The organism is Kocuria rosea (assembly GCF_006094695.1).
GTDB classification, from domain to species: Bacteria; Actinomycetota; Actinomycetes; order Actinomycetales; family Micrococcaceae; genus Kocuria; species Kocuria rosea.
On record NZ_CP035103.1, the window covers coordinates 527660 to 551121 of the forward strand.

Annotated in this window: 24 protein-coding genes; 11 read left to right on the forward strand and 13 right to left on the reverse strand. The window is 73.8% G+C overall.

The genetic code is table 11. The features are described 5' to 3' along the window. The first annotated feature begins 36 nt into the window (after positions 1-36). From EQG70_RS02395 to EQG70_RS02410, 4 genes are all read left to right on the forward strand, one after another. Positions 37-1056, forward strand: coding sequence for a bile acid:sodium symporter (locus tag EQG70_RS02395; protein ID WP_109269196.1), 1020 nt, complete (start codon positions 37-39; stop codon positions 1054-1056). Further along, a complete protein-coding gene (locus EQG70_RS02400; protein WP_109269197.1) occupies positions 1053-1643 on the forward strand; it encodes a hypothetical protein in 591 nt (196 codons plus the stop codon). The genes EQG70_RS02395 and EQG70_RS02400 overlap by 4 nt, the downstream gene beginning before the upstream one ends. 161 nt (positions 1644-1804) lie before the next feature. Beyond that, on the forward strand, positions 1805-2290 hold the full coding sequence (locus EQG70_RS02405; protein ID WP_109244245.1) for a pyridoxamine 5'-phosphate oxidase family protein: 486 nt from the start codon (positions 1805-1807) through the stop codon (positions 2288-2290). Positions 2291-2373: 83 nt separating this feature from the next. Then, a complete protein-coding gene (locus tag EQG70_RS02410) occupies positions 2374-2556 on the forward strand; it encodes a PspC domain-containing protein (protein ID WP_017834030.1) in 183 nt (60 codons plus the stop codon). Between the two features lie 3 nt (positions 2557-2559). Here EQG70_RS02410 and EQG70_RS02415 read toward each other — a convergent pair whose 3' ends face one another. Further along, positions 2560-3012: a MarR family winged helix-turn-helix transcriptional regulator gene (locus EQG70_RS02415; RefSeq protein ID WP_109244246.1), complete on the reverse strand. Its 453-nt coding sequence runs from the start codon at positions 3010-3012 to the stop codon at positions 2560-2562. Between the two features lie 102 nt (positions 3013-3114). On the opposite strand from EQG70_RS02415, the gene EQG70_RS02420 reads away from it, so the two are divergent. Next, entirely contained in the window at positions 3115-3798 is a 684-nt protein-coding gene (locus EQG70_RS02420) for a maleylpyruvate isomerase family mycothiol-dependent enzyme (protein WP_197722641.1), read from the forward strand. 48 nt (positions 3799-3846) lie between these two features. Here the strand turns inward: EQG70_RS02420 and EQG70_RS02425 are convergent, their stop codons facing one another. The 3 genes from EQG70_RS02425 to EQG70_RS02435 all read right to left on the reverse strand — a co-directional run bounded on the left by EQG70_RS02425 (position 3847) and on the right by EQG70_RS02435 (position 6782). Next, on the reverse strand, positions 3847-4872 hold the full coding sequence (locus EQG70_RS02425) for a LacI family DNA-binding transcriptional regulator (RefSeq protein ID WP_035925293.1): 1026 nt from the start codon (positions 4870-4872) through the stop codon (positions 3847-3849). 177 nt (positions 4873-5049) lie between these two features. Then, positions 5050-6348 carry an MFS transporter gene (locus EQG70_RS02430; RefSeq protein ID WP_017834026.1) on the reverse strand — a complete coding sequence of 433 codons (1299 nt, stop codon included), beginning with the start codon at positions 6346-6348 and terminating at the stop codon, positions 5050-5052. A 65-nt stretch (positions 6349-6413) separates the two neighbouring features. After that, entirely contained in the window at positions 6414-6782 is a 369-nt protein-coding gene (locus tag EQG70_RS02435; RefSeq protein WP_035925296.1) for an L-rhamnose mutarotase, read from the reverse strand. A 333-nt stretch (positions 6783-7115) separates the two neighbouring features. Between EQG70_RS02435 and rhaI the strand changes: the two genes are divergently transcribed. From rhaI to EQG70_RS02455, 4 genes are read left to right on the forward strand one after another with little or no spacing between them, the layout of a single operon-like run. Further along, the gene (rhaI, locus tag EQG70_RS02440; RefSeq protein ID WP_109269198.1) at positions 7116-8282 is read left to right on the forward strand and encodes an L-rhamnose isomerase; all 1167 of its coding nucleotides are present in this window, start codon (positions 7116-7118) and stop codon (positions 8280-8282) included. Positions 8283-8323: 41 nt separating this feature from the next. Next, on the forward strand, positions 8324-10369 hold the full coding sequence (locus EQG70_RS02445; protein WP_109269199.1) for a bifunctional aldolase/short-chain dehydrogenase: 2046 nt from the start codon (positions 8324-8326) through the stop codon (positions 10367-10369). A 5-nt stretch (positions 10370-10374) separates the two neighbouring features. Then, positions 10375-11847 (forward strand): rhamnulokinase, encoded by a 1473-nt coding sequence (locus EQG70_RS02450; protein WP_109269200.1) that lies wholly within the window; start codon positions 10375-10377, stop codon positions 11845-11847. Between the two features lie 50 nt (positions 11848-11897). Further along, complete coding sequence (locus EQG70_RS02455; RefSeq protein WP_109269201.1) at positions 11898-14423, forward strand: glycoside hydrolase family 3 protein; 2526 nt, start codon at positions 11898-11900, stop codon at positions 14421-14423. An 84-nt stretch (positions 14424-14507) separates the two neighbouring features. Here EQG70_RS02455 and EQG70_RS02460 read toward each other — a convergent pair whose 3' ends face one another. After that, complete coding sequence (locus EQG70_RS02460; RefSeq protein ID WP_109269202.1) at positions 14508-14717, reverse strand: hypothetical protein; 210 nt, start codon at positions 14715-14717, stop codon at positions 14508-14510. A 65-nt stretch (positions 14718-14782) separates the two neighbouring features. Between EQG70_RS02460 and EQG70_RS02465 the strand changes: the two genes are divergently transcribed. Together EQG70_RS02465 and EQG70_RS02470 are read left to right on the forward strand one after the other, a co-directional pair. Then, on the forward strand, positions 14783-15577 hold the full coding sequence (locus tag EQG70_RS02465; RefSeq protein WP_017834019.1) for a hypothetical protein: 795 nt from the start codon (positions 14783-14785) through the stop codon (positions 15575-15577). Next, positions 15574-16407 (forward strand): hypothetical protein, encoded by an 834-nt coding sequence (locus EQG70_RS02470; protein WP_109269203.1) that lies wholly within the window; start codon positions 15574-15576, stop codon positions 16405-16407. The genes EQG70_RS02465 and EQG70_RS02470 overlap by 4 nt, the downstream gene beginning before the upstream one ends. Before the next feature lie 18 nt (positions 16408-16425). Here the strand turns inward: EQG70_RS02470 and EQG70_RS02475 are convergent, their stop codons facing one another. The 8 genes from EQG70_RS02475 to EQG70_RS02510 form a co-directional block, all read right to left on the reverse strand. After that, entirely contained in the window at positions 16426-17211 is a 786-nt protein-coding gene (locus EQG70_RS02475; RefSeq protein WP_017834017.1) for a VOC family protein, read from the reverse strand. A gap of 137 nt (positions 17212-17348) precedes the next feature. After that, positions 17349-18488 carry an NAD(P)/FAD-dependent oxidoreductase gene (locus EQG70_RS02480; RefSeq protein WP_109269204.1) on the reverse strand — a complete coding sequence of 380 codons (1140 nt, stop codon included), beginning with the start codon at positions 18486-18488 and terminating at the stop codon, positions 17349-17351. A gap of 55 nt (positions 18489-18543) precedes the next feature. Then, positions 18544-18750, reverse strand: a complete 207-nt coding sequence (locus EQG70_RS02485; RefSeq protein ID WP_017834015.1) for a hypothetical protein — start codon at positions 18748-18750, stop codon at positions 18544-18546. Positions 18751-18795: 45 nt separating this feature from the next. Next, on the reverse strand, positions 18796-19722 hold the full coding sequence (locus tag EQG70_RS02490) for an EamA family transporter (protein ID WP_109269205.1): 927 nt from the start codon (positions 19720-19722) through the stop codon (positions 18796-18798). A 34-nt stretch (positions 19723-19756) separates the two neighbouring features. Further along, positions 19757-20629, reverse strand: a complete 873-nt coding sequence (locus EQG70_RS02495) for an N-acetylglucosamine kinase (RefSeq protein WP_109269206.1) — start codon at positions 20627-20629, stop codon at positions 19757-19759. A gap of 103 nt (positions 20630-20732) precedes the next feature. Continuing rightward, positions 20733-20954, reverse strand: coding sequence for a hypothetical protein (locus EQG70_RS02500; RefSeq protein WP_017834012.1), 222 nt, complete (start codon positions 20952-20954; stop codon positions 20733-20735). A 272-nt stretch (positions 20955-21226) separates the two neighbouring features. After that, complete coding sequence (locus tag EQG70_RS02505; protein WP_109269207.1) at positions 21227-21985, reverse strand: dienelactone hydrolase family protein; 759 nt, start codon at positions 21983-21985, stop codon at positions 21227-21229. Positions 21986-21991: 6 nt separating this feature from the next. Next, positions 21992-23434: a sodium/glutamate symporter gene (locus tag EQG70_RS02510; protein ID WP_035925335.1), complete on the reverse strand. Its 1443-nt coding sequence runs from the start codon at positions 23432-23434 to the stop codon at positions 21992-21994. Positions 23435-23462 lie beyond the last annotated feature (28 nt).

A 23462-nucleotide genomic window follows, 5' to 3' on the forward strand; every position in this document is an offset into this window, starting at 1 on the left:
GTCCCCCCCCGGAGGGTCTGCCCCTAGGCTGGGCGGGTGAACGCACCGACAGTCGCCGCACGGGCCGAGCGCCACCAGGTGGCCGTGTACCTGGTGGCCATCGCGGCCGCGGTCCTCGTGGGCTGGACGGTGCCCGGCGCGCCGGCGCTCGCCCCGGCCATCACCCCGGTCCTGGGGCTGCTGCTGTTCGCCACGTTCCTGGCCGTCCCGTTCGCCGCACTGGGCCGGGCCTTCGCGGACCTCCGCTTCCTCGCGGCGCTGCTGGTGGTGAACTTCGTGGTCGTCCCGGTCGTGGTCCTCGGGCTGTCCCGGCCGGTCGCCGGGCACGAGGCCCTGCTGCTGGGCGTGCTGCTCGTGCTGCTGGCCCCCTGCGTGGACTACGTCATCGTCTTCACCGGCCTCGCCGGGGGCGCCGCCGACCGGCTGCTGGCGGCCGCCCCGCTGCTGATGCTCGCGCAGATGCTGCTCCTGCCCGCCTACCTGCTGCTCCTCGCCGGCCCGGAGGCGGTGGCCCTGGTGGAGCTGGGCCCCTTCGCGGAGGCGTTCGTGCTCCTGATCCTGCTGCCCCTGGCCGCGGCGGCGGCCGTGCAGCGGGCGGCGTCCGGCTCCGCCGCGGCCCGGCGGCTGGAGTCCGCGACGGGCGCGGCGATGGTGCCGCTCATGGCGCTGACCCTGTTCACCGTGATCGCCTCGCAGGTGCGCGGGGTGGGGGAGCAGCTGGCCGACCTCGCGGCGGTCGTGCCGCTCTACGCCGGCTTCCTGGTGCTCATGGTCCCGATCGGGATCCTGGCCGCCCGCCTCGCCCGCCTGGACGTGCCGGTCTCTCGGGCCCTGGTCTTCGGCGGGGTCACCCGCAACTCCCTCGTGGTGCTCCCCCTGGCCCTGGCGCTGCCGGAGCGGCTCGCGCTGACGCCGTTCGTCGTCGTCACCCAGACCCTGGTCGAGCTGGTGGGGATGGTGGTGCTGGTGCGGCTGGTCCCCGCGCTGGTGCGGGACCGCGATCCACGACACAGTGGGGGCACCACCCCGTCCCACCGAAAGGCACCCCGCCCATGACGCAGCGCCTCCGCCCCGCCACCCAGGCCCTCCGACTGTGGGGTCCGCGCCAGTGGGGCGTCGCGGTGCTCGCGGGACTCGCCACCGCCGTGGTCCTGGGGCTCGCCACCGTGCTCATCCCCAACGGCCTCTTCAGCCGCGAGATCCCGCCCGTGTGGTGGAACTACCCCGTCTGGATCGCCACCTCGGCGCTCACCGGTGTCCTCGTGGCCTCCTACGTGTCCCCCGTGGCCGGCGGCACCCCGCTTCCCGGGGACGACGACGTCGCCGCGGCCACCGTGGCCCGGGCCGTCGAGTCCGGCGAGCGCCGCAGCGCCCGGCTGGGCGCGGTCGGCACGTTCGCCGCCTGGTTCGCCATGGGCTGCCCGGTCTGCAACAAGCTCGCGCTGCTGGCACTCGGCTCCACCGGGGCCCTGACGTGGTTCGCGCCCGTCCAGCCGTGGCTGGGGGTGCTGGCGCTCGCCCTGAGCGCGTTCGCCGTGGTGCACCGCCTCGCCGGGCAGATGGCGTGCCCCGTGAACCTGCCGGTCTCCACCGCGCGCAACGCGGTGGTCCCGGCCGCCGCCGAGGCGCCGAAGGGCAGGTAGGAAGGGACGCAGCGGCGGTCCTCCCCGCTGCCTGGCCGGGGCCGTTCGCCGGCCCACCCCTCGTGCGACGCGCTCGGGGTTCATAGACTGGCCCTCCGCGCCGCGGACCGCAGTTCAGCAGTCGAACACCGTCAGCAGTCCACCGAAGAAGGGACCTCCCCATGACCGACCAGGACAACGGCACCGCCAAGGTGCGCCAGCTCATCAAGGACACCCGGATCGCCATGCTCACCCACGCGGACGAGCACGGGAACCTGATCTCCAAGCCGATGGCCACGCAGGACGTGGACTTCGACGGCACCGTGTACTTCATCGCCGAGCGCACCTCGGACCAGGTCCAGGACCTGCAGCAGCGGCCGGCCGTGAACGTCGCCTACGCCGGGGACGGCGCCTGGGTCTCGCTGACCGGGACGGCGCTGGTGCTCAACGACGAGGCCAAGCTCAAGGAGCTGTGGGACAGCTTCACCGGCTCCTGGCTCGAGGGCGGGCCGGAGAACCCGAACAACATCCTGATCGAGGTCACCGGCCGCTCCGCCGAGTACTGGGACACCCCCGGCGGCGGCAAGGTCACCCAGGTGGCCAACCTCGTGAAGTCCAAGGTCACCGGCCACACGATCAAGGGCGACAAGGGCGTCGTCGACCTCTGACGCCGGCCGGGGCCGTCCGCTCCGCCCGGACCGGACGGTCCCGCCCCCGGGCGTGTCCCGGGGTGCGTTGGTAGGATCCGGACATGAACACTTCTCTGGTCCGCCCCCGCAACGGCAAGCTCATCGCCGGCGTCTGCGCGGCCCTGGCGGCCCGCTTCGGACTGCCGAAGTTCCTCCTGCGGCTGGGCTTCATCGTCTTCGGCCTGGTGGGCGTGGGGGAGCTGGTCTACATCGCCCTGTGGATCATCATCCCCAAGGAGGCCTGAGCCTCATCCCTGCTCCTCCGGCCCCGCGTGCGGGTCGGTGATCTCGCGCAGTGCTGTGAGCGCCTCGCGCAGCTGGCGCATCCTCCGTTCGCCCAGGTGCGCACTCCACTCCGCCTCGATCCGGGCCTCCTCCGCGCGGGCGATCGGCACGAGCTCGATTCCCCGGCCCGCGATCCGCACCAGCCGCGCCCGGGCGTCGCGAGGGTCGACCGTGCGCTCCACATAGCCCGCGCGCTCGAGCCGGTCCACCAGCACCGTGGCCGTCTGCTTGGCCACCTGCGCCTGCTCGGCCAGCTCGGACAGGCGGGTCCCGTCCGGGCCGATCCGCGCCAGGATGCGCGCCTGCGGCACGGTGAGGTCCGTGTAGCCGGCCCGACGCACCGCCTCCACGATCCGGTTCTCCGCCGAGCGGTGCGCGATGAACATGAGCACCCCGATGCTGAGCTGTCCTGTCATGCCCGCCCCTCGAAATAGTCCTATGAACGAACTATAATCGGGTCACCCGGAGGACACGAGGGGCCCGGTGGCGGCCCCGTCCGCGGGCGAGGAGGCAGGACCATGAGCACGGTCCGGAAGCACAGCACGACCGGCCCGATGGGCGACGACGACGTCTGGGCCGTGATCGACCTTCAGCGCCGGCGCACGGCGGACCTGCTCGCCGGGCTCTCCGGGGAGCAGTGGGACCACCCGTCGTTGTGCGAGGGATGGACGGTGCGGGACGTCGCCGCCCACCTGACGCTGCAGCAGCTGGGTCTCGGCGCCGCGCTGCTGTCCGCGCTGCGGCACCCGGGCGGCCTCAACCACGTCATCCTCGAGTCCGCCCGTGACCGCGCCCGCCGTCCGGCGGACCGCCTGGTCGCGGGCATCCGCGCCACGGTGGGCTCCCGGCGGCACAACGTGGGTGTGACGAGCCTCGAGACGCTGACCGACATCCTGGTGCACGGCCAGGACATCGCCGTGCCGCTGGGCCTCGAGCTCGAGATGCCCCCGGAGGCCGCGGCCGTCGCCGCGGAGCGCGTGCGGTCCACCGGGGGCACGCGCACGGCGCGGGTGTTCCGGCACCTGCCGCTGGAGGGCTTCCGGTTCGTCGCCACCGACGTCTCCTGGGCCGCGGGCGAGGGCCCCGAGATCCGGGGACCGGCCGCCGCGCTGCTGCTCCTGCTCACGGGGCGCCGCGCCGGGCTGGACCGGCTGGCGGGAGACGGGGTCGAGATGCTGCGGCACCGGCTCGCGCCCGCGTGACTTCTGGGCCCACGCAGCCCCAGGGGCCCGGGCGAGGCGCTCGGCGGCTCAGGCCGCGGGGCGGGTGGAGTCCCGGACGACGAGCTCGGGCTGGAAGCTCACGTGACGGTGGTGGTGGCCGGGGTCGGTGATCTCGTCCTCCAGCAGCTCCACGGCCGTGCGCCCGATCAGCCGCGCGGGCTGGCGGATCGAGGAGAGCGGGACGATCGCCGAGGTCGCGAAGTCGATGTCGTCGTAGCCGATGAGCGCGATGTCCTCGGGCACCCGGACGCGGTGGGTGAACGCGAAGGCCTGCAGCAGCCCGAGCGCCAGCAGGTCGTTGGCGGCGAACACGGCCTCGGGGCGTCGCTCCGGGGGGAGCTCGAGGATCTGCTCGCCGACCCGGCGTCCCTCCAGCACCGTCAGGGCGGTGGTGCTGAAGGACTCCAGGGACGCACCGGGCACGGCCTCGACCGCCCGCTGCGCCCCCGCTCGGCGGTCGCGGACCTGGTGCAGGGAGTCGGGGCCGCCCACGTAGGCGATCCGCCGGCGGCTCGTGCCCAGGAGGTGCGCCACGGCCGCGCGACCACCCTCGACGTCGTCCACGGCCAGCGAGCAGTACTCGCTGGGAGCCGCGTGCTCGTCCACCAGCACCACCGGGGTGCCGCGGGAGCGCAGGACGTCGACGCGGGCCCGCTCCGGGGTCTGGGGGGTGACGAGCACGCCCCGGACCCGCTGCTCCTCGAACAGGTCCAGGTACAGGCTCTCCCGCTCGGGGGAGAGCCCCGCGTTGCCGATGATCACGGCCTGGCCCAGCCGCTCGGCGGCCGTCTCCGCGCCCAGGGCGATCTCGTTGTAGAAGGGGTTGGCCGAGTCCTGCACCACGAGCCCCACGGTGCGCGAGCGGCCGGCCTTGAGCTGGCGCGCGACGTCGTTGCGGACGTAGCCCAGGTCCTCGATGACCCGGAGCACGCGGCGGCGGCGGTCCTCGGAGACCACCTCGGGGCGGTTGAGGACGTTGGAGACGGTGCCGATGGACACCCCGGCCTCCCGGGCCACCTCCTTGATGCTCACCGCCGGTCGCGCAGGGGTCACGTCGTCACTTTCCCTCGGAACTGTCCAGGTCCTCGATTCTAACGATCCGGCCGCCGGGGGCGGTCAGCGTGCCCGGCGCGCGGGCGGGCCGCGGTCCCCTCGACGCACCGGGCCGCGGCTCCCCGGCCGGCACGCCGAGGGGCCGCGGCCCGGTGGTGTCGCTGCGGTGCGCCGGGCTCAGCCCACCGGCTGGGCCGGCCGGGAGGCGGGCGTCCCGTAGCGGTCCTCCTCGATCTGCTCCAGGCTCTTGCCGCGGGTGTCCGGGGCGCCGATCACGCCGACGAGCAGCGCGACCAGGAGGGCCCCGATCATGATCATGCCCACGAAGGGCACGCCGTGCTCGGCGAGCAGGGTGGGGAACCAGTAGCTGAGCAGGCCCACGACGATGCGGGCGACGAAGAACAGCACGCCCTGCGCGCTGGCACGGTAGCGGGTCGCGAACATCTCCGCGGCCCACAGGGCGTAGAACGCCTGGGCGCCGATGCCGGCGGACACGCCCCAGAGCACGGCGAAGAGGATCAGCACCGGCATGGTGACGTGGGCGAAGACCAGCAGCACCCAGGCGGCGATCCCCAGGAGCGCCCCGATGCCGTAGAGCAGGCGCCGGTCGACCCGGTCGCCGTAGCGCATGAAGCCGAACCAGGTGGCCAGCACCGTGAAGCTCCACAGCAGCACCTGGAGCAGGTTCTGCTGGGTGGCCGACTCGACACCGGCGGTCTCGTACACCCGCGGCATGAAGATGCCCATCTGCCCCGCGACGAGGTTCCACAGCGCGTACACGCCCACGAGGAAGAGCAGCGCCTTGAGGTTGGTGCGGTTGGTGAGCAGCTCGCGGTAGTTGCGCCGCTTGATCCCGGTGGCCTCCGAGGCGCGCCGCTCCTCGTCGGACTTCTTCCAGGTGTGGGACTCGGAGAGGCCCCGGCGGACCCACCAGGTGACGAAGGCGACCACGAACAGGTGGGCGAAGACGATGCGGGTGCCCAGCAGCCCCAGCGGCACCACGAAGGTGGCGAACAGGAACACCAGCGCCGGGGCCAGGGACCACGCGAACTGGGCGGTGCCCACGTGCTTCGCCCGGGCCTCGGACGGCGCCTCCTCGGCGATGTAGGTCCAGGCCACGGGAACGCCGGCGCCCACGGCGATGCCGGTCAGGACCACGCCGAGCACCAGCATCCACGGCGCCACGGCGAAGATCACGAAGGCGGTGCCGATCATGTACAGGATCAGGTCGTAGGTGTAGATGAACTTGCGCCCGTACCGGTCGCCGAGCGGCCCGCCGATCAGTGCGCCGAGGGCCGCGCCGAAGGCGTTGGCGCTGAGCGCGGCCACGAGGCCGACGGCGAGGTTCGTGAAGCCGAAGTACTCCTGCCACAGGCTCAGGCTGGTGGCCAGCGCGATGATGGACCCGGCTTCGATGTAGTTGGACATGGAGACCGCGATGGTGGCCTTCCAGCCCCCGAGCTTCGTGGTGGTCATGGGTGATCCTTCGGTGACGGTGACGGTGACGGTGACGGTGGTGCCGTGCGGGTGGTGGTCCCGGCTCAGGCCAGGTGGAAGTACGGGAGGAGCGGTTCGGGGTGCGACCCCTCGACGAAGTACTGGGCCATCTCGGCCTGCCAGCGCGCGTTGACCGGGTGGTCGTCCATGAGCGTCTGGGCGGACGCGACGTCGTCGGCCTCGAAGCAGCCCACGACCAGGCCGTCCTCCGGGTGCAGGAACAGGGAGTAGTTGCGCCAGCCGGTCTCCCGGAGGGCGGCGAGCATCGTGGGCCAGACCTGCTGGTGCACCTCGACGTACTCGGCGAGCTTCTCGGGGCGGACGTGGAGGAGGAAGCACCGGCGGGTGCGGGTGATCTCCTCGGGCAGCTCGATCAGTTCCTGCAGCGTCGCGGCGGACGGGTGGGCGCCCATGCGGGACTCCTTCGTGGTGGGACCGTCGGAACGACCGGCCGGAGAGGAGAAGCGGTGATGCTCCGCGGGGCAGGGCAGACGTCCCGCCGACCGCGGCATGTGAGGTGCCTCTCAGTACCGGGCCATCGTAGTCACACTTTGAGTCGTTTCAATACCCCTGCCTCAGTTTTGTCCGACGGGATCTTCAACGGGGACGGAGGGCCTCGTCATCGGAGCCCGGATCGGGTCTTGACGTGATCCGGATCACCGCCTATCGTCATGAAACGATTCAAAATCTGAGCACGCCGCCGTCCCGGTCGCGTCCCCGATCCCCGCACGAAAGATGTGAAGCCCATGACTGCATTCGACGACATCGCGCCCCAGCTGGCCGCCCAGGCCATCGAGCTGCCCTCGTGGGCGTTCGGCAACTCGGGGACCCGGTTCAAGGTCTTCTCCACCCCGGGCACCCCGCGCACGGTCGAGGAGAAGATCGCCGACGCCGCCACGGTGCACCGGTTCACCGGACTGGCTCCGACCGTCGCCCTGCACATCCCGTGGGACCAGGTGGACGACTACGGGGCCCTGGCCCGGTACGCGGCCGACCAGGGGGTGGCGCTGGGCACCATCAACTCCAACACCTTCCAGGACGACGCCTACAAGTTCGGCTCCCTCACCCACTCGGACCCCGCGGTGCGCCGGAAGGCCGTCGACCACCACCTGCGGTGCCTGGAGATCATGGCCGAGACCGGGTCGCGGGACCTGAAGATCTGGCTGGCCGACGGCTCGAACTACGCCGGCCAGCAGGACCTGCGCGGTCGCCAGGACCGGCTGGCGGAGTCGCTGGCGGAGATCTACGCCCAGGTCGGAGCGGAGCAGCGGCTGGTGCTGGAGTACAAGTTCTTCGAGCCGGCGTTCTACCACACCGACGTCCCGGACTGGGGGACGGCCTGCGCCCAGGTCACCGCCCTCGGGGAGCGGGCGCTCGTCTGCCTCGACACCGGCCACCACGCCCCCGGGACCAACATCGAGTTCATCGTGATGCAGCTGCTGCGGCTCGGGAAGCTCGGCTCCTTCGACTTCAACTCCCGCAACTACGCCGACGACGACCTCATCGTGGGCGCGGCGGACCCGTTCCAGCTCTTCCGCATCATGGTCGAGGTGATCCGCGGCGGGGCCCTGGACCCGGACTCGGGCATGGCCTTCATGCTCGACCAGTGCCACAACGTGGAGGAGAAGATCCCCGGCCAGATCCGCTCGGTGCTCAACGTCCAGGAGATGACCGCCCGCGCCCTGCTGCTGGACCGGGTGGCCCTGACCGCCGCCCAGGAGGCCGGCGACGTGCTCGGCGCCCACCAGGTCCTGATGGACGCCTTCTACACCGACGTCCGCCCCGCCCTGGCGGACTGGCGCGAGGCCCGCGGCCTTCCGGCGGACCCGATGGCCGCCTACGCCGCCTCCGGGCACCAGCAGCGCCTGGCCGCCGAGCGCGTCGGCGGCACCCAGGCCTCCTGGGCCTCCTGACCTCACCCCCTGCACACCACCTCGCAGAGAGACACCTGATCATGCAGACCACCACGCACTCCGTCGTCGCCGACCTGATCGTCCGCTCCAACCGGCTCGGCGCGGACCCGAAGAACACCAACTACGCCGGCGGGAACACCTCCGCCAAGGGCACCGCCACCGATCCCGTCACGGGCGAGGGCGTCGAGCTGCTGTGGGTCAAGGGCTCCGGCGGGGACCTCGGCACCCTCACCGAGAGGGGCCTCGCGGCGCTGCGGCTGGACCGGGTCCGCGCGCTGACCGGCGTCTACCGCGGGGTCGAGCACGAGGACGAGATGGTCGCGGCCTTCGACTACTGCCTGCACGGGGCGGGCGGGGCGGCGCCGTCCATCGACACCGCCATGCACGGGCTGGTCGACGCCCCGCACGTGGACCACCTGCACCCCGACTCCGGCATCGCGGTCGCCACCGCCGCCGACGGGGAGCGGCTCACCGCCGAGATCTTCGGCGGGAAGGTCGTGTGGGTGCCCTGGCGCCGCCCCGGCTTCCAGCTGGGCCTGGACATCGCGGCGATCAAGGACGCGAACCCGGAGGCGATCGGGTGCATCCTCGGCGGGCACGGCATCACCGCCTGGGGCGCCACCAGCGAGGAGTCCGAGCAGAACTCGCTGTGGATCATCCGCACCGCCGAGCAGTACATCGACCAGCACGGCCGGCCCGAGCCCTTCGGCCCGGTCCTGGACGGCTACGGGGCGCTGCCGGAGGAGCAGCGCCGGGCCAAGGCCGCGGCCCTGGCCCCCGTGATCCGCGGGCTGGCCTCCGCCGACCGCCCGCAGGTGGGCCACTTCACCGACGACGCCCGGGTGCTGGAGTTCCTGGCCGGCACCACACACCCGCGCCTGGCCGCGCTGGGCACCTCTTGCCCGGACCACTTCCTGCGCACCAAGGTCAAGCCCCTGGTCCTGGACCTGCCCGCCGGTGCCCCGGTCGAGGACTGCGTCGCACGGCTGAGGGAGCTGCACGAGGCCTACCGCGCGGACTACCAGGCCTACTACGACCGTCACGCCGGCCCGGACTCGCCCGCGATCCGCGGGGCTGACCCGGCGATCGTGCTCGTCCCCGGGGTGGGCATGTTCTCCTTCGGCAAGGACAAGCAGACCGCCCGGGTGGCCGGGGAGTTCTACCTCAACGCGATCAACGTCATGCGCGGGGCCGAGGGCATCTCCGCCTACGCCCCGATCGACGAGGCCGAGAAGTTCCGCATCGAGTACTGGGCCCTGGAGGAGGCCAAGCTGGCGCGGATGCCCGCGCCCCAGCCGCTGGCCACCCGGATCGCCCTGGTCACCGGGGCGGCCTCGGGCATCGGCAGGGCCATCGCCACCCGCCTGGCCGCCGAGGGCGCCTGCGTGGTCATCGCCGACCTGGACGCGGAGAAGGCCCGCGCCGCGGCCGCGGAGCTCGGCGGGACCGACGTGGCCGTCGGCGTCGCCGTCGACGTCTCGGACGAGGCCGCCGTGCAGGCCGCGATCGAGGCGGCCGTGCTGGCCTTCGGTGGGCTGGACCTGGTGGTCAACAACGCCGGCCTGTCGCTGTCCAAGCCGCTGCTGGAGACCACCGAGGCCGACTGGGACCTGCAGCACGACGTGATGGCCAAGGGCTCCTTCCTGGTCTCCAAGAACGCGGCCCGCGTGCTCATCGCCCAGGGGCTGGGCGGGGACATCGTCTACATCTCCTCGAAGAACTCGATCTTCGCCGGGCCCAACAACATCGCCTACTCCGCCACCAAGGCCGACCAGGCCCACCAGGTCCGGCTGCTCGCCGCCGAGCTGGGCGAGCACGGGATTAAGGTCAACGGCATCAACCCGGACGGCGTGGTGCGCGGCTCCGGGATCTTTGCCGGCGGCTGGGGCGCCAAGCGCGCCGCGGTCTACGGCGTGCCGGAGGAGGAGCTGGGCGCGTACTACGCCCAGCGCACCCTGCTCAAGCGGGAGGTCCTGCCCGAGAACGTCGCCAACGCGGTCTTCGCCCTGTGCACCGCTGACTTCTCCCACACCACCGGCCTGCACGTGCCCGTCGACGCCGGCGTGGCCGCCGCCTTCCTCCGGTGAGCCCGGTGCGCAGCACCGCGGCGGTCGCCGCCGTCGACCTCGGGGCCACCAGCGGGCGCGTGATCCTCGGCGGCCTCGTGGACGGGCGGCTCCGGATGCGCCACGTGGCCCGCTTCCCCAACCAGCCCGTGCGCCTGCACGAGGGGGACCGGGCCGGGCTGCACTGGAACATCACCGAGCTCCACCGGTCCGTGACCGCCGGGCTGGCCCAGGCCCTCCGCCAGGAGCCCGGCGTCGCCTCCGTCGGTGTCGACTCCTGGGCGGTGGACTACGCCCTGCTGCGCCACGGACGGATGCTCGGGGTGCCCTACCACTACCGGGACGAGCGCACCGCCGCCGGCGTGGCAACGGTGCACGCCCAAGTAGGCCCGGAGGAGCTGTACCGGCGCAACGGGCTGCAGCACCTGCCGTTCAACACGGTCTTCCAGCTCGCCGCCGACCGGGCCGCCGGGACGCTGGAGCTCGCCGACCGGGCGCTGCTGATCCCCGACCTGATCGGGTACTGGCTGACAGGGGAACAGGTCGCCGAGGCCACCAACGCCTCCACCACCGGTCTGCTCGACGCCCGCACCGGGCAGTGGGACACCGGGCTGCTGGACGAGCTCGGGTTCGCCCGGGAGCTGCTCGCCCCCGTCGTCGCCCCCGGCACCACGATCGGCGAGCTGCTGCCGGCGGTGGCGGCCGAGCTCGGCGCCGGCCCGGGCCTGCCGGTCACCGCCGTCGGCTCCCACGACACCGCCTCCGCCGTGGCCGCCGTGCCGAGCACCGCCGAGGACGCGGCCTTCATCTCCTCCGGGACCTGGTCGCTGGTCGGCATCGAGCTGGAGGCACCGGTGCTCGGCGAGGAGAGCCGGGCGGCGAACTTCACCAACGAGGGCGGGGTGGACGGGCGGGTCCGCTACCTGAAGAACGTCTCGGGGCTGTGGCTGCTCACCGAGTCCATGCGCACCTGGGACGGGCCCGGCGCCACCGACGCCCAGCGCAGCAGCGACCTCGCGGCCCTGCTCGCCGAGGCCGCCGCCGTGACCCGTCCCGTGGCCGTCTTCGACGCCACCGACGACCGCTTCACCGCCCCGGGGGACATGCCCGCCCGCATCACCGCCTGGTGCCGGGAGCACGACGTCGAGCCCCCGCGCGGCCGCGCCGAGGTGGTGCGCTCGATCCTGGAGTCCCTGGCCGCGGCCTACGCCACCACGATCGAGCAGGCCGAGCGGCTGTCCGGGCGGAGCATCCGCACCGTGCACGTGGTGGGCGGCGGCTCGCAGAACGCCCTGCTGTGCCAGCTCACCGCCGACCGCACCGGCCGCACCGTGCACGCCGGCCCCGTGGAGGCCACCGCGATCGGCAACGTCCTGGTCCAGCTGCGGGCCGCCGGCGTCCTCTCCGGCACCCTGGAGGCCCTGCGGGAGCTCGTGGCCCGGACGTTCGAACCCGTCCGCTACGAACCGCGGGTGCTCAGCCCCGCCTGCCGGTCGTGAGCGATCTGTGGCACGGTGAGGAGCACGCCCCGGGAGAAAGCGACACCGCCATGACCGACGCCATCCGGACCTCCGGCCGGGCCGCCCGCCTCACGGAGCTCGTCGACCGGCTCTCCCTGGCGGAGAAGGTCCACCTGCTCACCGGCGAGACCGCCTTCACCCTGCCCGGCAACGAGAGGATCGGCCTGGCGGCCCTGGCCTTCTCGGACGGCCCCACCGGCGTCCGAGGGCTGACCTTCGTGGGTGGGGACGCCGTGGCCCTGTTCCCCAGCGCGACCCTGATCGCCGGGGCCTTCGACGACGGGATCGCCGAGGAGGTGGGGCGGATGCTGGCCGAGGAGGCCCAGCGCCAGCACATCCACGTGGTCCTCGGTCCCACGATCAACCTGCACCGGACTCCGCTGGGCGGGCGGCTGTTCGAGGCCTACTCCGAGGACCCGTACCTCACCGGGCGCACGGCGGCCGCCTACGTGCGCGGCATGCAGGAGCGCGGGACCGCCGCATGCCTGAAGCACCTGGTGGCCAACGAGTCCGAGACGCTGCGCAACTTCATGGACTCCCGGGTCCCGGAGACCGCACTGCGCGAGCTGTACCTGCTGCCCTTCGAGATGGCGGTCCAGGACGCGGGCGCCTGGTCGATGATGGCCGCCTACAACGATGTCAGCGGGGTGGCGGCCACGGAGCACGACCACGTCCAGAACGGGATCGTCAAGGGCGAGTGGGGCTGGGACGGGCTGATCATGAGCGACTGGTTCGCCACCAAGCGCACCGCGGCCTCCGCCAGCGGCGGCCTGGACCTCGTCATGCCCGGCCCCGGCGGGCCCTGGGGCGAGCGCCTCGTGACCGCGGTCCGGGCCGGTGAGGTCGCCGAGGAGACGATCGACGACCACGTGCTGCGGCTGCTGCGCCTGGCCGAGCGGGTCGGCGGGCTCACCCCGCCGGGGCGGCAGTCCCGCCCGTGGGCCCAGGACCTGCCCGCGGTGGACTCCCCGCAGCGGAAGGAACAGCTGCGCCGGATCGCCGCCCGCGGCATGACGGTCGTGGCGAACGACGGCGTCCTGCCCCTGGCCGTGGAGGGGGATGCCGGCCAGGACGTGGCGCTGATCGGACGGCACGCGATCGACACCGTGGACATGGGCGGGGGCTCGGCGGTCGTGAACCCGCCCTACCTGTCCACGATCGCCGAGGGGCTGGCCGCGCTGCTCGGGGACCGCGTGCGCGTGGCCGACGGACCGGCCGTGCGGACCCGCCCGGTCCCCGCGGACCCCGCCTTCCTCACGGATCCGGCCACCGGAACCCCCGGGATGCAGGTGGTGCTGCTCGGCGCCGACGGCACCGAGCTCACCCGGTACCACTCCGACTCCCCGGCGATCTCGCTCGACGGGCACGACGACCTCGGCGCGGTCCCGGCCACCGCGGTGCTCACCACCGTCCTGGCCAACGACGCGGGACCGGTGCGGCTGGGCGCCGTCGGCGCCGGGCGCTGGGACCTGGTGGCGGAGGGGCAGGAGCTGTCGGCCGAGCTGCGCCTCGAGGGGCAGGACCCGGGCGAGGCGATGCTGCGCCCGCCGGCCTTCGCCGAGACCGTGGAGCTGCCGGCTGCGGCCGCCCTCACGGCCACCGTGGCGCCGGCCCCGGTCGACTGGCGGGAGGTGCTCCTGGGCGATCCGGGTCTGGGACTGGCCGAGGAGAGCCATCTGCTGCAGATGACCACGGCGGGCAAGACGGCCCTGGTGGCCGCCCCGGCCCCGCGCCCCGACGACGACCTGCTCACCGCCGCCGAGGCCGCGGCGGCGGCCGCCGGCACCACCGTCGTCGTCGTCGGCCTGACCGAGGAGCAGGAGACCGAGGCCGCCGACAAGACGACCCTCGTCCTGCCCGGGCGCCAGGACGATCTCGTGCGACGCGTGGCCGCCGCCGCCGAGCGGACCGTGGTCGTCGTCAACGCCGCCACCCCCGTGCTCATGCCCTGGCTGGACCAGGTGGACGCGGTGCTGGTGGCCGGGCTGCCGGGTCAGGAGGGAGGACACGCCGTGGCCGCCGCCCTGACCGGCGCACTCGAGCCCACCGGGCGACTGGTCACCTCCTGGCCCGCCGCGGACGGGGCGGCCCCGGCGTGGGACGTGGTCCCGGACGGCGACCGGGCACTGAGCTACGACGACGGCACGTTCATCGGCCACCGGGGCTACCACGCCGGGCACGCCCCCGCCCCGCTGTTCTGGTTCGGGCACGGCCTGGGCTACGGCACCTGGGAGTACGGGACCGTGCGGGCCCGGGCGGGCGAGGGCGGACCGGTGGTGGACGTCGAGCTCACGAACACCTCGTCCCGGGCGTCGCGGGAGACCGTGCAGGTCTACCTGGACCCGGCCGAGGACGACCAGCCGATCCGCTTGATCGGCTACCAGGGGGTGGACGTCCCCAGCGGGGCCGCGGCCGCCGTCAGGGTGCGCTGCGACGACCGGCTGCTCCGCCGCTGGGACGACGCCGCCGGCACCTGGGCACCCCTGGCCGGGGGCGGGGAGCTCGTGCTCGCCCGCGGGCTGGGCGACGTCCGGGCACGGGTTCCCCTGGCCTGACGGTGGGAACGTCCCTGCGCGCGGGGCCGCAGGGACGTCGTGCCCGTCCGGACGCCCGGTGACGCGCCAGGACAGGCCCGTGGATCAGACCATGAGGTCGCGCCGCTCGAAGGCAGCGGCGCCCCCTGCCGCCGCCAGGACCGCCGGCGCGGCCAGCAGCCCCAGACCGGACCAGTCGACACCGGTGGCCGGCGGTTCGGCGCCGATGTACCAGTGGAAGGGGGAGATCCGCTCCATCCAGGGCGCCTCCCCGACCCGGACCTCGAGGTCCACGCCGTGGAGGGACCCACCCATCCGATGCCGCCCCGGCGCCGAACATCCTCACGAGAGCACCCCATCGAGGAGGAGAAAGAGGCGTCATGGCCTTCGACATCGACCGGTTCGCCGAGGAGTCCACCAGTCTGCACTGGGAGGACCTGGGGCTCGAGGCCCTGCGCGAGGACCCCCTGCCCCCGGAGACGCTGCGCACGCTGCGGTACATGTGCGACGTCGAGTTCCACACCGTCTGCTACCTGCGGGACATGCTCGTCAGCCCCTCCCGCAAGGACCCCGAGGTCAGCACCTTCATGACCATGTGGAACCGGGAGGAGTTCTGGCACGGGGAGGCCCTCGCCCACGTGCTGTCCCTGCACGGGATCACCGTGGCCTTCGACGAGCTCAAGGCCAAGCGGGTCAAGCTCGGCTGGCGCGACCGCATCAACCCGGTGAAGCAGTCGCTGCTGTCCAACATCGTGGGCACCGACTTCGTCGCCGTGCACATGCTCTGGGGCGCGGTGAACGAACGCTCCGCGGCCGCCGCCTACCGGCGCCTGGCCGCGCTCGAGGACCACCCCGTGCTCGCCCCGCTGCTGCGGCGCATCGCCGCGCAGGAGACCAAGCACATCGCGTTCTACACCACCCAGGCCCGGGCCCGGCTGCAGGACAGCCCGAAGGCGCAGAAGCTCGCCCGCCTGGCCCTGCGCACCGCCTGGCAGCCGGTCGGCTCCGGGGTCTCGCCCGAGGAGGAGGTCACCCACGTCATGGGCCACCTCTTCGCCGGGGCCGAGGGCCGCCGGGAGGTCGAGGCCATCGACCGCCAGATCGCGAAGCTGCCCGGCATGGAGGGACTGACGGTGGTGGCCGACGCCCTGGACGCCCGGGGCGTGGCCGCGTGAGCGCGAGCAGCATCTCCGCGGTGGGCGGCCCCCGGTCCGACGTGCGCGCACCCGGGTTCGACGTGCGCGCCTACGCGCGCGACCCGCACGCGCTGCGCCCGGCCGACCTCGACCTCCAGGCCCTGAACGACCTCGACCCCGGGACCCTGGAGGTGCTGGCGCACCTGTGGTGCGTCGAGCGCGGCCTGCTGGACCGGCTGCGGGACCTGCTGGTCACCCCCACCCACGCCGAGGCCCGGGTGACGGCCTTCCTCACCGCGTGGGCCTACGAGCAGCACTGGCTCGCCGAGACCCTGGGAGCTGTCCTGGCTGCCAACGGCCGCACGGCCCGGGAGCCCGCCGACACGCCCCTCGGCCGGGCCCGGCGGACCTGGGACGAACGGGCCCGGCCCGCGCTCGGCGCGGTCTCCAGCAATCTGCTGGGCGCCGAGACCACCGGCGCCCAGATGGTCACCGGAGGACTCGACACCGCCGTGCTCGCCGCGGTCTACCGGCGGCTGGGGGCAGTCGAGCCCCGGCTGGCCGGTACGGCCCGGGAGATCGTGGGACTGAAGGAGCGGCACCTGGCGTTCTTCGCCGAGGAGGCCGGAGCGCGACTGGACCGCAGTGCGAGCGCGCGCCGGCTCGCCCGCTCCGGGGCGGCCCGGTGGCGGTGGCCCGGCACCCGCTACGGCGACCCCGGTCCGCACCGGGCGTGGGTCAGCCGGCTGTTCGCGGACCCGGCCGCCCGTGCCGACCTGCTGGCGGTCGACGAGGACCTCGCCGCGCTGCCCGGTCTGGCCGGCGCCCGCCCGGTTGCCGCGGCGCTGGGACGCCTCGACCGGGGCTGAGGCGCCCCGGCAGGGGAGCTACATCTCCTCCTTCGGGGTCATCAGCACGAAGACCTCCTGGTCGGGTCCCGCGACGGCTGCCATCCGCCCGTACTCGAAGTCGGAGGGCTCCTGGACGACCGACCCCCCGGCCTCGCGCACGCGGCGCACGGCGGCGTCGACGTCCTCGACCTGGAACGCGACCGACCAGCCGGGCCGGGCGTCACCGGCCGCGGGGTCGAGACCGCCGATGCCGCCGGCGGGCATCTGCCCGCCGGGAACGGTGAACAGGGCGTAGGGCATCCGGTCGTCGCCGATGTCCTGGTAGGCGTAGCCGAAGACCGCGGCGTAGAAGCCCTGGGCGGCGGCGGGATCCCCGGTCATGAGATCGCACCAGACCACCGCGCCGGGCTCCCCGTACGCCTCGAAGCCGGTGTGCTCGTGGGCCTGCCACATGCCGAAGGCCGCCCCGGTGCGGTCGACCCACATCCCCATGGAGCCGAAGGCCCCGACCTCCATGGGCTCGAACACCGGGGTGGCCCCGGCCTCGACCGCCCGGGCGGCATGGGCGGAGATGTCCTCGGTGGCCAGGTAGACCGACCAGACGTGCGGGGCGTCGGCCATGCCCTCCATGGTGGGGGAGAGCCCGGCGACGGCCCGACCGCCGAGCAGCGCGTTGCAGTAGCCGCCGTACTCGGGCTGGGACTCGGAGTAGGTCCAGCCGAGCACGTCGCGGTAGAAGGCCTGGGTGCGGCCCAGGTCAGAAGCCATCAGGTCCACCCAGCAGGGCGTGCCGGCCGGCCAGGGTTCGGTGTGCGTGGTCATGGCGAAGGTCCTTCCGGGAAGCGGGTGCAGCGGTGCCGCCGGGGGTCCGCCACGGCGTCCGGGACCCGGACACGATGCGGTGTGACCTCCGACACGTTCCAGGCTAGGCGCCCGCTCGGACGCGCTACCGGGTCCGCTCAGCCGGCCGAGCGGCCCAGCTGCTCCCCGTGGTGGAGGTGGCCGGGGACCGTGCCGGTCAGCACGGTCCCGGCGAGCGCCTCGCCGAGCGCGGGGGCCTGCTTGAACAGGTTGTGCCCGGCGAGGGCGGTGAGCCCGTCCTCGGACCAGATCCCCACGCCGTCGTCGCCCCAGGGCAGCCGGGTGACCCAGCAGTGCACGTGGTCCACCGGGCGCGGGTCCAGGCCGGGCAGGGCGCGCCGCACGTAGGCCACGGTCCGGTCGGCCAGGGCGGCGAGCGCCGCGGGATCGGCGAGGCCGCCGTCCGGGTGGGCGGGCGTGTCGGCGCTGAGGCCCACCGAGAAGTGGCGGCCGTCCGGATACGGCGCGGCGTACACGCCGGTCTCGCCGAAGGCCCCGCTGCCGTCCTGGAAGGTCGGCAGGCCCCGGGCGGCACCGGGGGACGCGCCGTCCGGGACCGGACCGTGAAGGGCCGGTCCGTCCGGGGCCACGGCGAACGTGAGGCGGACGTGGGCGCCCACCGCCACGGGCAGGTCGAGCCCGGCGCCGCGGGCCAGCGGGGCGGTGCCCCGGCCGGCGCACAGCACCACGTGGTCGTAGGTCTCGCCGGTGGTCCCGGTGCGCACCTCCACCGCTCCCGTGCCCGTGCGCCGGACCGCGAGCACGTGCTCGCGCAGCATCGACCCCTCGAGCCGGCGCGACAGCGCCGCGACGGCGGCGAGGGTGCGGATGGCGCCGCCGCGGACGTCGAGCATCGCCGGGCCGGTCCAGTCGGCGAGCAGCGGCAGCCGCTCGTGCAGCTCCGCGGGCGACAGGCGCCGCACGGGGACGTCCTCGAACGGCTCCAGGGCGCGGAGCTTGCCCTCCACGCCATCCCCGATCGCCACGGCGCCGTCGGGGGAGACCAGCTCGACGCCGAACTCCTGCTCCCACTCCCGCCACAGGGCCCGGCTGCGGGCGACCAGCGCCACCAACCGGGGGTCCTCGTGGGCGTGCCGGAAGATCCGGCCCTGCCCGGCGGACTGCCCGCCGCCGGGCGGCCCGGACTCGTACAGGGTCACGTCGGCGCCGCGCGCCCGCAGGGCGTGGGCGGCGGCCAGGCCCACGATGCCCGCGCCGACCACGGCCGTGCGGGTCACCGGAGGACTCCGGGGACGTTCGTCACGCCGGCCGGGCGCGCTGCCGTCCGGGCGCTCAGCCGTCCTGCCCGGGGTCGGTGCTCTCGCCGAGGATGTCGTCGAAGGCCTCCCGCACGGCCTGCCGGGTGGCCAGGCGCACGCTCGCCGCGCCCTGCTTGTCCGCGGTGTCGGCGTTCTCGATGTTGCTGCGCTCCTCGCGCTCCTGCTCCAGGGCGTGGTCCCGGGCGGAGCGGATGCGGTCCATGATCTCGTTGGCTTCCATGGTCTCCATCCCATCACGGCCGTCCGACATTGAACAGGGGACTGATCAGTTTTCGCGGGCCGCCGGGTCCGCCGCCGGGTCTGCCGCGGCGTCCGCGGCGAGCTCGGGGGAGCTCCCGCCCACCATGATCACGGCGCTCGCGGCCACGACCAGGCCCATGCCCACGAGCTGCGGGCCCGTGAGCGCCTGCCCGAGCACCAGCAGCCCGGCGAGGGCCGCGACCGCGGGCTCCAGGCTCAGCAGGATCCCGAAGACCTTGGGCGGGATGGCCCGCAGCGCGAGCAGCTCAAGGGAGTAGGGGACCACGGAGGAGAGCATCGCGATCCCCACCCCCGCGCCCAGCACGCCCCACGTCAGGGCGGGGACGTGCGCCGTGAGGACCCCCACCGGGGTGACCAGGACCGCCGCCACGACCAGGGCCACGGCGAGACCGTCCAGCTGGTCGAAGTGCCGGCCCGCGGACCGGCTGCCCAGGATGTAGGCGGCCCAGCCCGCCCCGGCCAGCGCGGCCCAAGCGATGCCGGCGAGGTCGAGCTCCGCCCACGGCACGGTGAGGGCCTGGGAGATGAGCACGATCCCGCCCAGGGCCGCCGCCACGGCGAGGACGTCCCGGCCGCGGCGGGAGAGCACGGCGGACAGGGCGAGCGGGCCCAGGAACTCGATGGTCACGGCCACGCCCAGCGGGAGGGTGGCCAGGGACTGGTAGAACGCGAAGTTCATGCCGGCCAGGGCCGCCCCGAAGAACAGGCCGGACCGCCACGCCTCCCGGCTCCGGCCGCGCAGCCGCGGCCGGATGACGGCCAGCATGATCGCGGCGCTGATGAGCAGCCGCATGGTCACCGTGGCGGACGCCCCGATCAGGGGCACCAGGACGGCGGCGAGGGCCCCGCCGAACTGGACGGAGACGACGGCGGCCAGCACGTAGAGGGTCGGGCGCAGCCGGGGGCCGCGGGCGGGAGCGAGGGTGGTCACCCGTTCAGGGTAGGGCTCCCCGGCGGCTCTGCCGTCACCGGCGCTCGCCGAGACGCAGGGCGCCGTGCACGGGATCGCGCTCGAGCACCCGCAGCTCCCCGAGACCGCGGGCCGCGGCGGCCTGCTGCAGCCGGTCCCGCAGCAGCGGCTGGTGCCGTGCCAGGCCACCGCCCACCACCACCGGGCCGGTCAGCTCCAGCCGCCGGGACACGGTGCCGGCGAGGTCGGCCAGCGCCCCGGCCGCGCGCTCCACCAGCTGCAGGGCGTCGTCGTCGTGCGCCGCGGCCTCGAAGGCGACCCGGGAGAGCCCGGCCCAGAACCCGCGGTCCGCGCCGCTGTGGAAGCGCTCGATGAGCTGACCGGGCTCGGGAATCCCGCAGTGCGCCAGCACCGCCCGGTCCAGGGCGTCGGGCCGCAGTCCGTCGTCGAGCCGGGCGAGGGCGCGGCGCACGAGCTCCCGGCCCAGCCAGTAGCCGCTGCCCTCGTCGCCCAGCAGGTGCCCCCAGCCGCCGGCGCGGGCCTCCCGGCCGTCCGGGGCGGCGCCCCAGGCGGCGGAGCCGGTGCCGGCGATGACCGCGATGCCGGTGCTGCACCCGCCGGCGGCCAGGACCAGCCGGGTGTCGTGCACGACGACGATCCGCGCCGCCCCCGTGTGCGGGGCGATGAGCGCGCGCAGCGCCTCGGCGTCCGCGGGCGTGTCGACGCCGCCCGCCCCCGCCACGACCACGTCCGCGGCCGAGGCGCCCAGTTCACCGAGGACGCCGGCCAGGGCGCGGGAGGCCTGGGCGGGGCTGACGTTCTGCACGTTGGCGCTGCCGCCGACGGCCTCCTGCACCGGGCGGCCGTCCTCGGCCCGCAGGCCGTGGGTCGTGGTGCCGCCGATGTCCAGGCCGATGAGGATGCTCATGGGTCCATCCTGCCGTGCGCGGCCGGGCGGGCCCAGGGTACGACGACGCCCGACCGGGCGCCGGTGCGTACCGGCCCGATCGGGCGTCGTGGACCGTGTCCGGTCAGGCCGCGAGGGCCAGGGGCGCGGGGCGCAGGCGGCAGTCCTCGAAGGAGAACAGCCGGCGGACGCCGGTGCCGGCCTCCAGGACCCACAGGACGCCCAGGGGGTGCGAGACCTGCCCCACGGTGCCGATGCAGCTCTCGTAGAACTCGTCCCAGATCTCGAGCCGGTCGCCGGGCTGGATCTGGCTCAGGTCGGTCATCCACTTCTCAGCAGCGGTCATTCCGCCACCTCCCATCAAGTCTTCGTTCGTGTGTGCTTCCATGGTGCACTGTCCGCGGTGACCTGCGCAGCGACCCCGATTTGACAAACGGCCCGCAGGTCTTGAGCTTGGTCACACCCCCGTCCGGTCGGCAACCTGCAACGGTTGCCAGGAGGGTGCCGAGGGCGGCGTTCTGTGACGGCCGTCCCGGCCGGGCGCGTGAACAACAACACGTCACGAATTCGTCGTCGCACACCGTCATCCGTGTCGTGCGCGCCCTCGCCCCCGGGGGCTCAGCCCTCGGAGTCCTGCGCTCCGTCCGGACCGGCCGGCTCCCGCAGGTGCCGGTCGAAGAACGCGACGATCCGGCGCCGGGCGTCCTGGGTGGCCGGGTCGTCGTAGGCCGTGCGGCTGAACCGGCCGAGCACCCGCAGCATCGGGGAGAGGTCCTCGGGGTCGTGGTCGTTCATGAAGCCGTGACCCACCCCGGGGTAGATCCTGATGTCGTGCGCCACCTCGGTCTCGGTGAGGATGCCCTCCAGGCGGCGGCCGGCGTCGGCGCCCAGGGGAGTGGTGTCCGCCCCGCCGTAGCTGCCCACGATGGGGCAGGCGTCCGGGAGCCACTGCTCGGCGCCCTCGAGGCACCCGCCGTAGTTCGTGCTCGCGGCCGAGAACCCGTGCTCCACGGCGAGGGCGAGCGCGTAGCCGCCGCCCATGCAGAAGCCGACGACCCCGATCCGGCCCGTGCAGTCGGGGCGCGCGGCGAGCCAGGACCGCGCCGCCTCGACGTCGTCGAACGTGCGTCCCCGGCGGGCGCCGATGTCCTTCATGATCGTGCGCAGGCAGCGGAGCCGGCCGCCCCAGTGGAAGAGGTCCGGGGCCGCGGCGAGGAACCCCGCGCCCGCCAGCCAGTCCGCCTGGTGGCGCAGGTCCTGGCTCATCCCGGTGAAGTCGTGCACGAGCACCACCCCGGGCCAGGGCCCCGGGCCGTCGGGCACCGCCACGTGGACGGGCATCTGCCCGTGACCGGTGGCCACGAGGACGTCGCTCATGGCCCGTCAGGCCTGCCGGGCGTGCACGGCGTCGGCGGTGCCGGCCGCCACGAGCCGCTTGCGGTAGGACATGCCGCCGACCAGCGCCACCACGAACAGCACCGACATCACGACGAGCAGCGGCCACGGGCCGAACTGGTAGATCAGCGGCACCGAGGCGGCGGTGATCAGCCCGCCGCCGAAGAACGGCTCGAAGAACAGCTGCTTGTAGCCGAAGGCCTCCATCGCCGGGCTCTCGTCGTGCGGGTCGGCGATGCGCATCAGGATGAGGCCGGTGGCGGTGACGCCCATGGACTGGCCGAAGTCCGCGATGCCGCGCTCGAGCCAGTAGTCGGGGATGACCTTGGGCACGAAGAGGAGCAGGAAGCCGGTGCAGAAGACGACGCCGGCGACGGACAGGACCAGGAAGACCTCCCAGTTCGCGGCGATCGCGGTGAGGGACAGGGTCGCGATCGCGGCGAGGATCAGGAAGTCGAGGGCGAGCCCCTGGATGCGCAGCATCATCTGGTGGTCCAGCAGGTGGCCGATGCCCCGCCAGTCCATCACCAGCTGCACCACCACGCCGCCCAGCATGGCGAGCGGGAACAGGGGCACGAACGCGAGCAGCTCCACGGTGTCCGCCCAGAGGGCCTGCTCGACCCACTGCAGGGCCGTGAGGATGAGGTAGCCGATGAGGATCGCGATGCCCACCACGGCCACGTGCAGGGTCAGCGGCTCGATCGAGGCCGGCCGGGAGGTCATCATGGCCGCGGGGATGTTCTCGTCCCGGCGGTAGAGGCCCTTCTGCTCCTCGACGGACTGCTCCACGTTGCCCTTGAGCACCTTGGTGCGGCCGGTGCGCACACCCCAGTTGATGACGGCGATCCCGATGACGATGCCGCCCACCAGACCGATCGTGGCCATGCCCAGGGCCAGGTCCGCGCCCTCCTCGAAGCCGAGCTCCTCCATCACGGGGCGCATCCCGGCCGCGGTGCCGTGGCCGCCCTCGAAGCCGATCTCGATGAGGGCCCCGGCCATGGGGGAGATCCCGAACAGGGGACCGAGGACCGCGATCACCAGCAGCAGGCCGACGACGTACTGGCCGGAGCCGAAGGCGAGACCCACCGACAGCTGCGGGCCGGCGAGCCGGGCGACGCGCCGCGGACCGGGGATGGACGCCCCGAGGAAGAGCGTCGCGAAGACCACGCTGATGAGCAGGCTGGGCAGGGCGGCCCAGACCTCGAGGATCTCCGGGGTGAACACGCCCCCGTCCGCGAGCCAGCCGACCCCGGCGGCCTCCCCGACCCGGCCCAGGACCTGGGGCCCGGCGAGCAGGGCGAGGAAGCCCGCGATGATGGAGCTGGGCAGGAAGATCTTCTGGATCCACCGCACCCGGACCCGCAACCACTTCCCCACGAGGAACAGCGCTGCCAGCAGGATCAGGGCGAAACCGACGTGGTTGGGGCTCATGGCGGGCTCCTGGGTCGAAGGCTCGTGC

Bases quoted from the DNA above. Each gene is read 5' to 3' on its own strand.
- EQG70_RS02400 (WP_109269197.1), top strand. From the start codon at position 1,053: ATGACGCAGCGCCTCCGCCCCGCCACCCAGGCCCTCCGACTGTGGGGT.
- EQG70_RS02410 (WP_017834030.1), top strand. From the start codon at position 2,374: ATGAACACTTCTCTGGTCCGCCCCCGCAACGGCAAGCTCATCGCCGGC.
- EQG70_RS02445 (WP_109269199.1), top strand. From the start codon at position 8,324: ATGCAGACCACCACGCACTCCGTCGTCGCCGACCTGATCGTCCGCTCC.
- EQG70_RS02415 (WP_109244246.1), bottom strand. From the start codon at position 3,012: ATGACAGGACAGCTCAGCATCGGGGTGCTCATGTTCATCGCGCACCGC.
- EQG70_RS02455 (WP_109269201.1), top strand. From the start codon at position 11,898: ATGACCGACGCCATCCGGACCTCCGGCCGGGCCGCCCGCCTCACGGAG.
- EQG70_RS02500 (WP_017834012.1), bottom strand. From the start codon at position 20,954: ATGACCGCTGCTGAGAAGTGGATGACCGACCTGAGCCAGATCCAGCCC.
- EQG70_RS02430 (WP_017834026.1), bottom strand. From the start codon at position 6,348: ATGACCACCACGAAGCTCGGGGGCTGGAAGGCCACCATCGCGGTCTCC.
- EQG70_RS02465 (WP_017834019.1), top strand. From the start codon at position 14,783: ATGGCCTTCGACATCGACCGGTTCGCCGAGGAGTCCACCAGTCTGCAC.
- EQG70_RS02510 (WP_035925335.1), bottom strand. From the start codon at position 23,434: ATGAGCCCCAACCACGTCGGTTTCGCCCTGATCCTGCTGGCAGCGCTG.
- EQG70_RS02495 (WP_109269206.1), bottom strand. From the start codon at position 20,629: ATGAGCATCCTCATCGGCCTGGACATCGGCGGCACCACGACCCACGGC.
- EQG70_RS02435 (WP_035925296.1), bottom strand. From the start codon at position 6,782: ATGGGCGCCCACCCGTCCGCCGCGACGCTGCAGGAACTGATCGAGCTG.
- EQG70_RS02405 (WP_109244245.1), top strand. From the start codon at position 1,805: ATGACCGACCAGGACAACGGCACCGCCAAGGTGCGCCAGCTCATCAAG.
- rhaI (WP_109269198.1), top strand. From the start codon at position 7,116: ATGACTGCATTCGACGACATCGCGCCCCAGCTGGCCGCCCAGGCCATC.
- EQG70_RS02460 (WP_109269202.1), bottom strand. From the start codon at position 14,717: ATGGGTGGGTCCCTCCACGGCGTGGACCTCGAGGTCCGGGTCGGGGAG.
- EQG70_RS02475 (WP_017834017.1), bottom strand. From the start codon at position 17,211: ATGACCACGCACACCGAACCCTGGCCGGCCGGCACGCCCTGCTGGGTG.
- EQG70_RS02485 (WP_017834015.1), bottom strand. From the start codon at position 18,750: ATGGAAGCCAACGAGATCATGGACCGCATCCGCTCCGCCCGGGACCAC.
- EQG70_RS02505 (WP_109269207.1), bottom strand. From the start codon at position 21,985: ATGAGCGACGTCCTCGTGGCCACCGGTCACGGGCAGATGCCCGTCCAC.
- EQG70_RS02420 (WP_197722641.1), top strand. From the start codon at position 3,115: ATGAGCACGGTCCGGAAGCACAGCACGACCGGCCCGATGGGCGACGAC.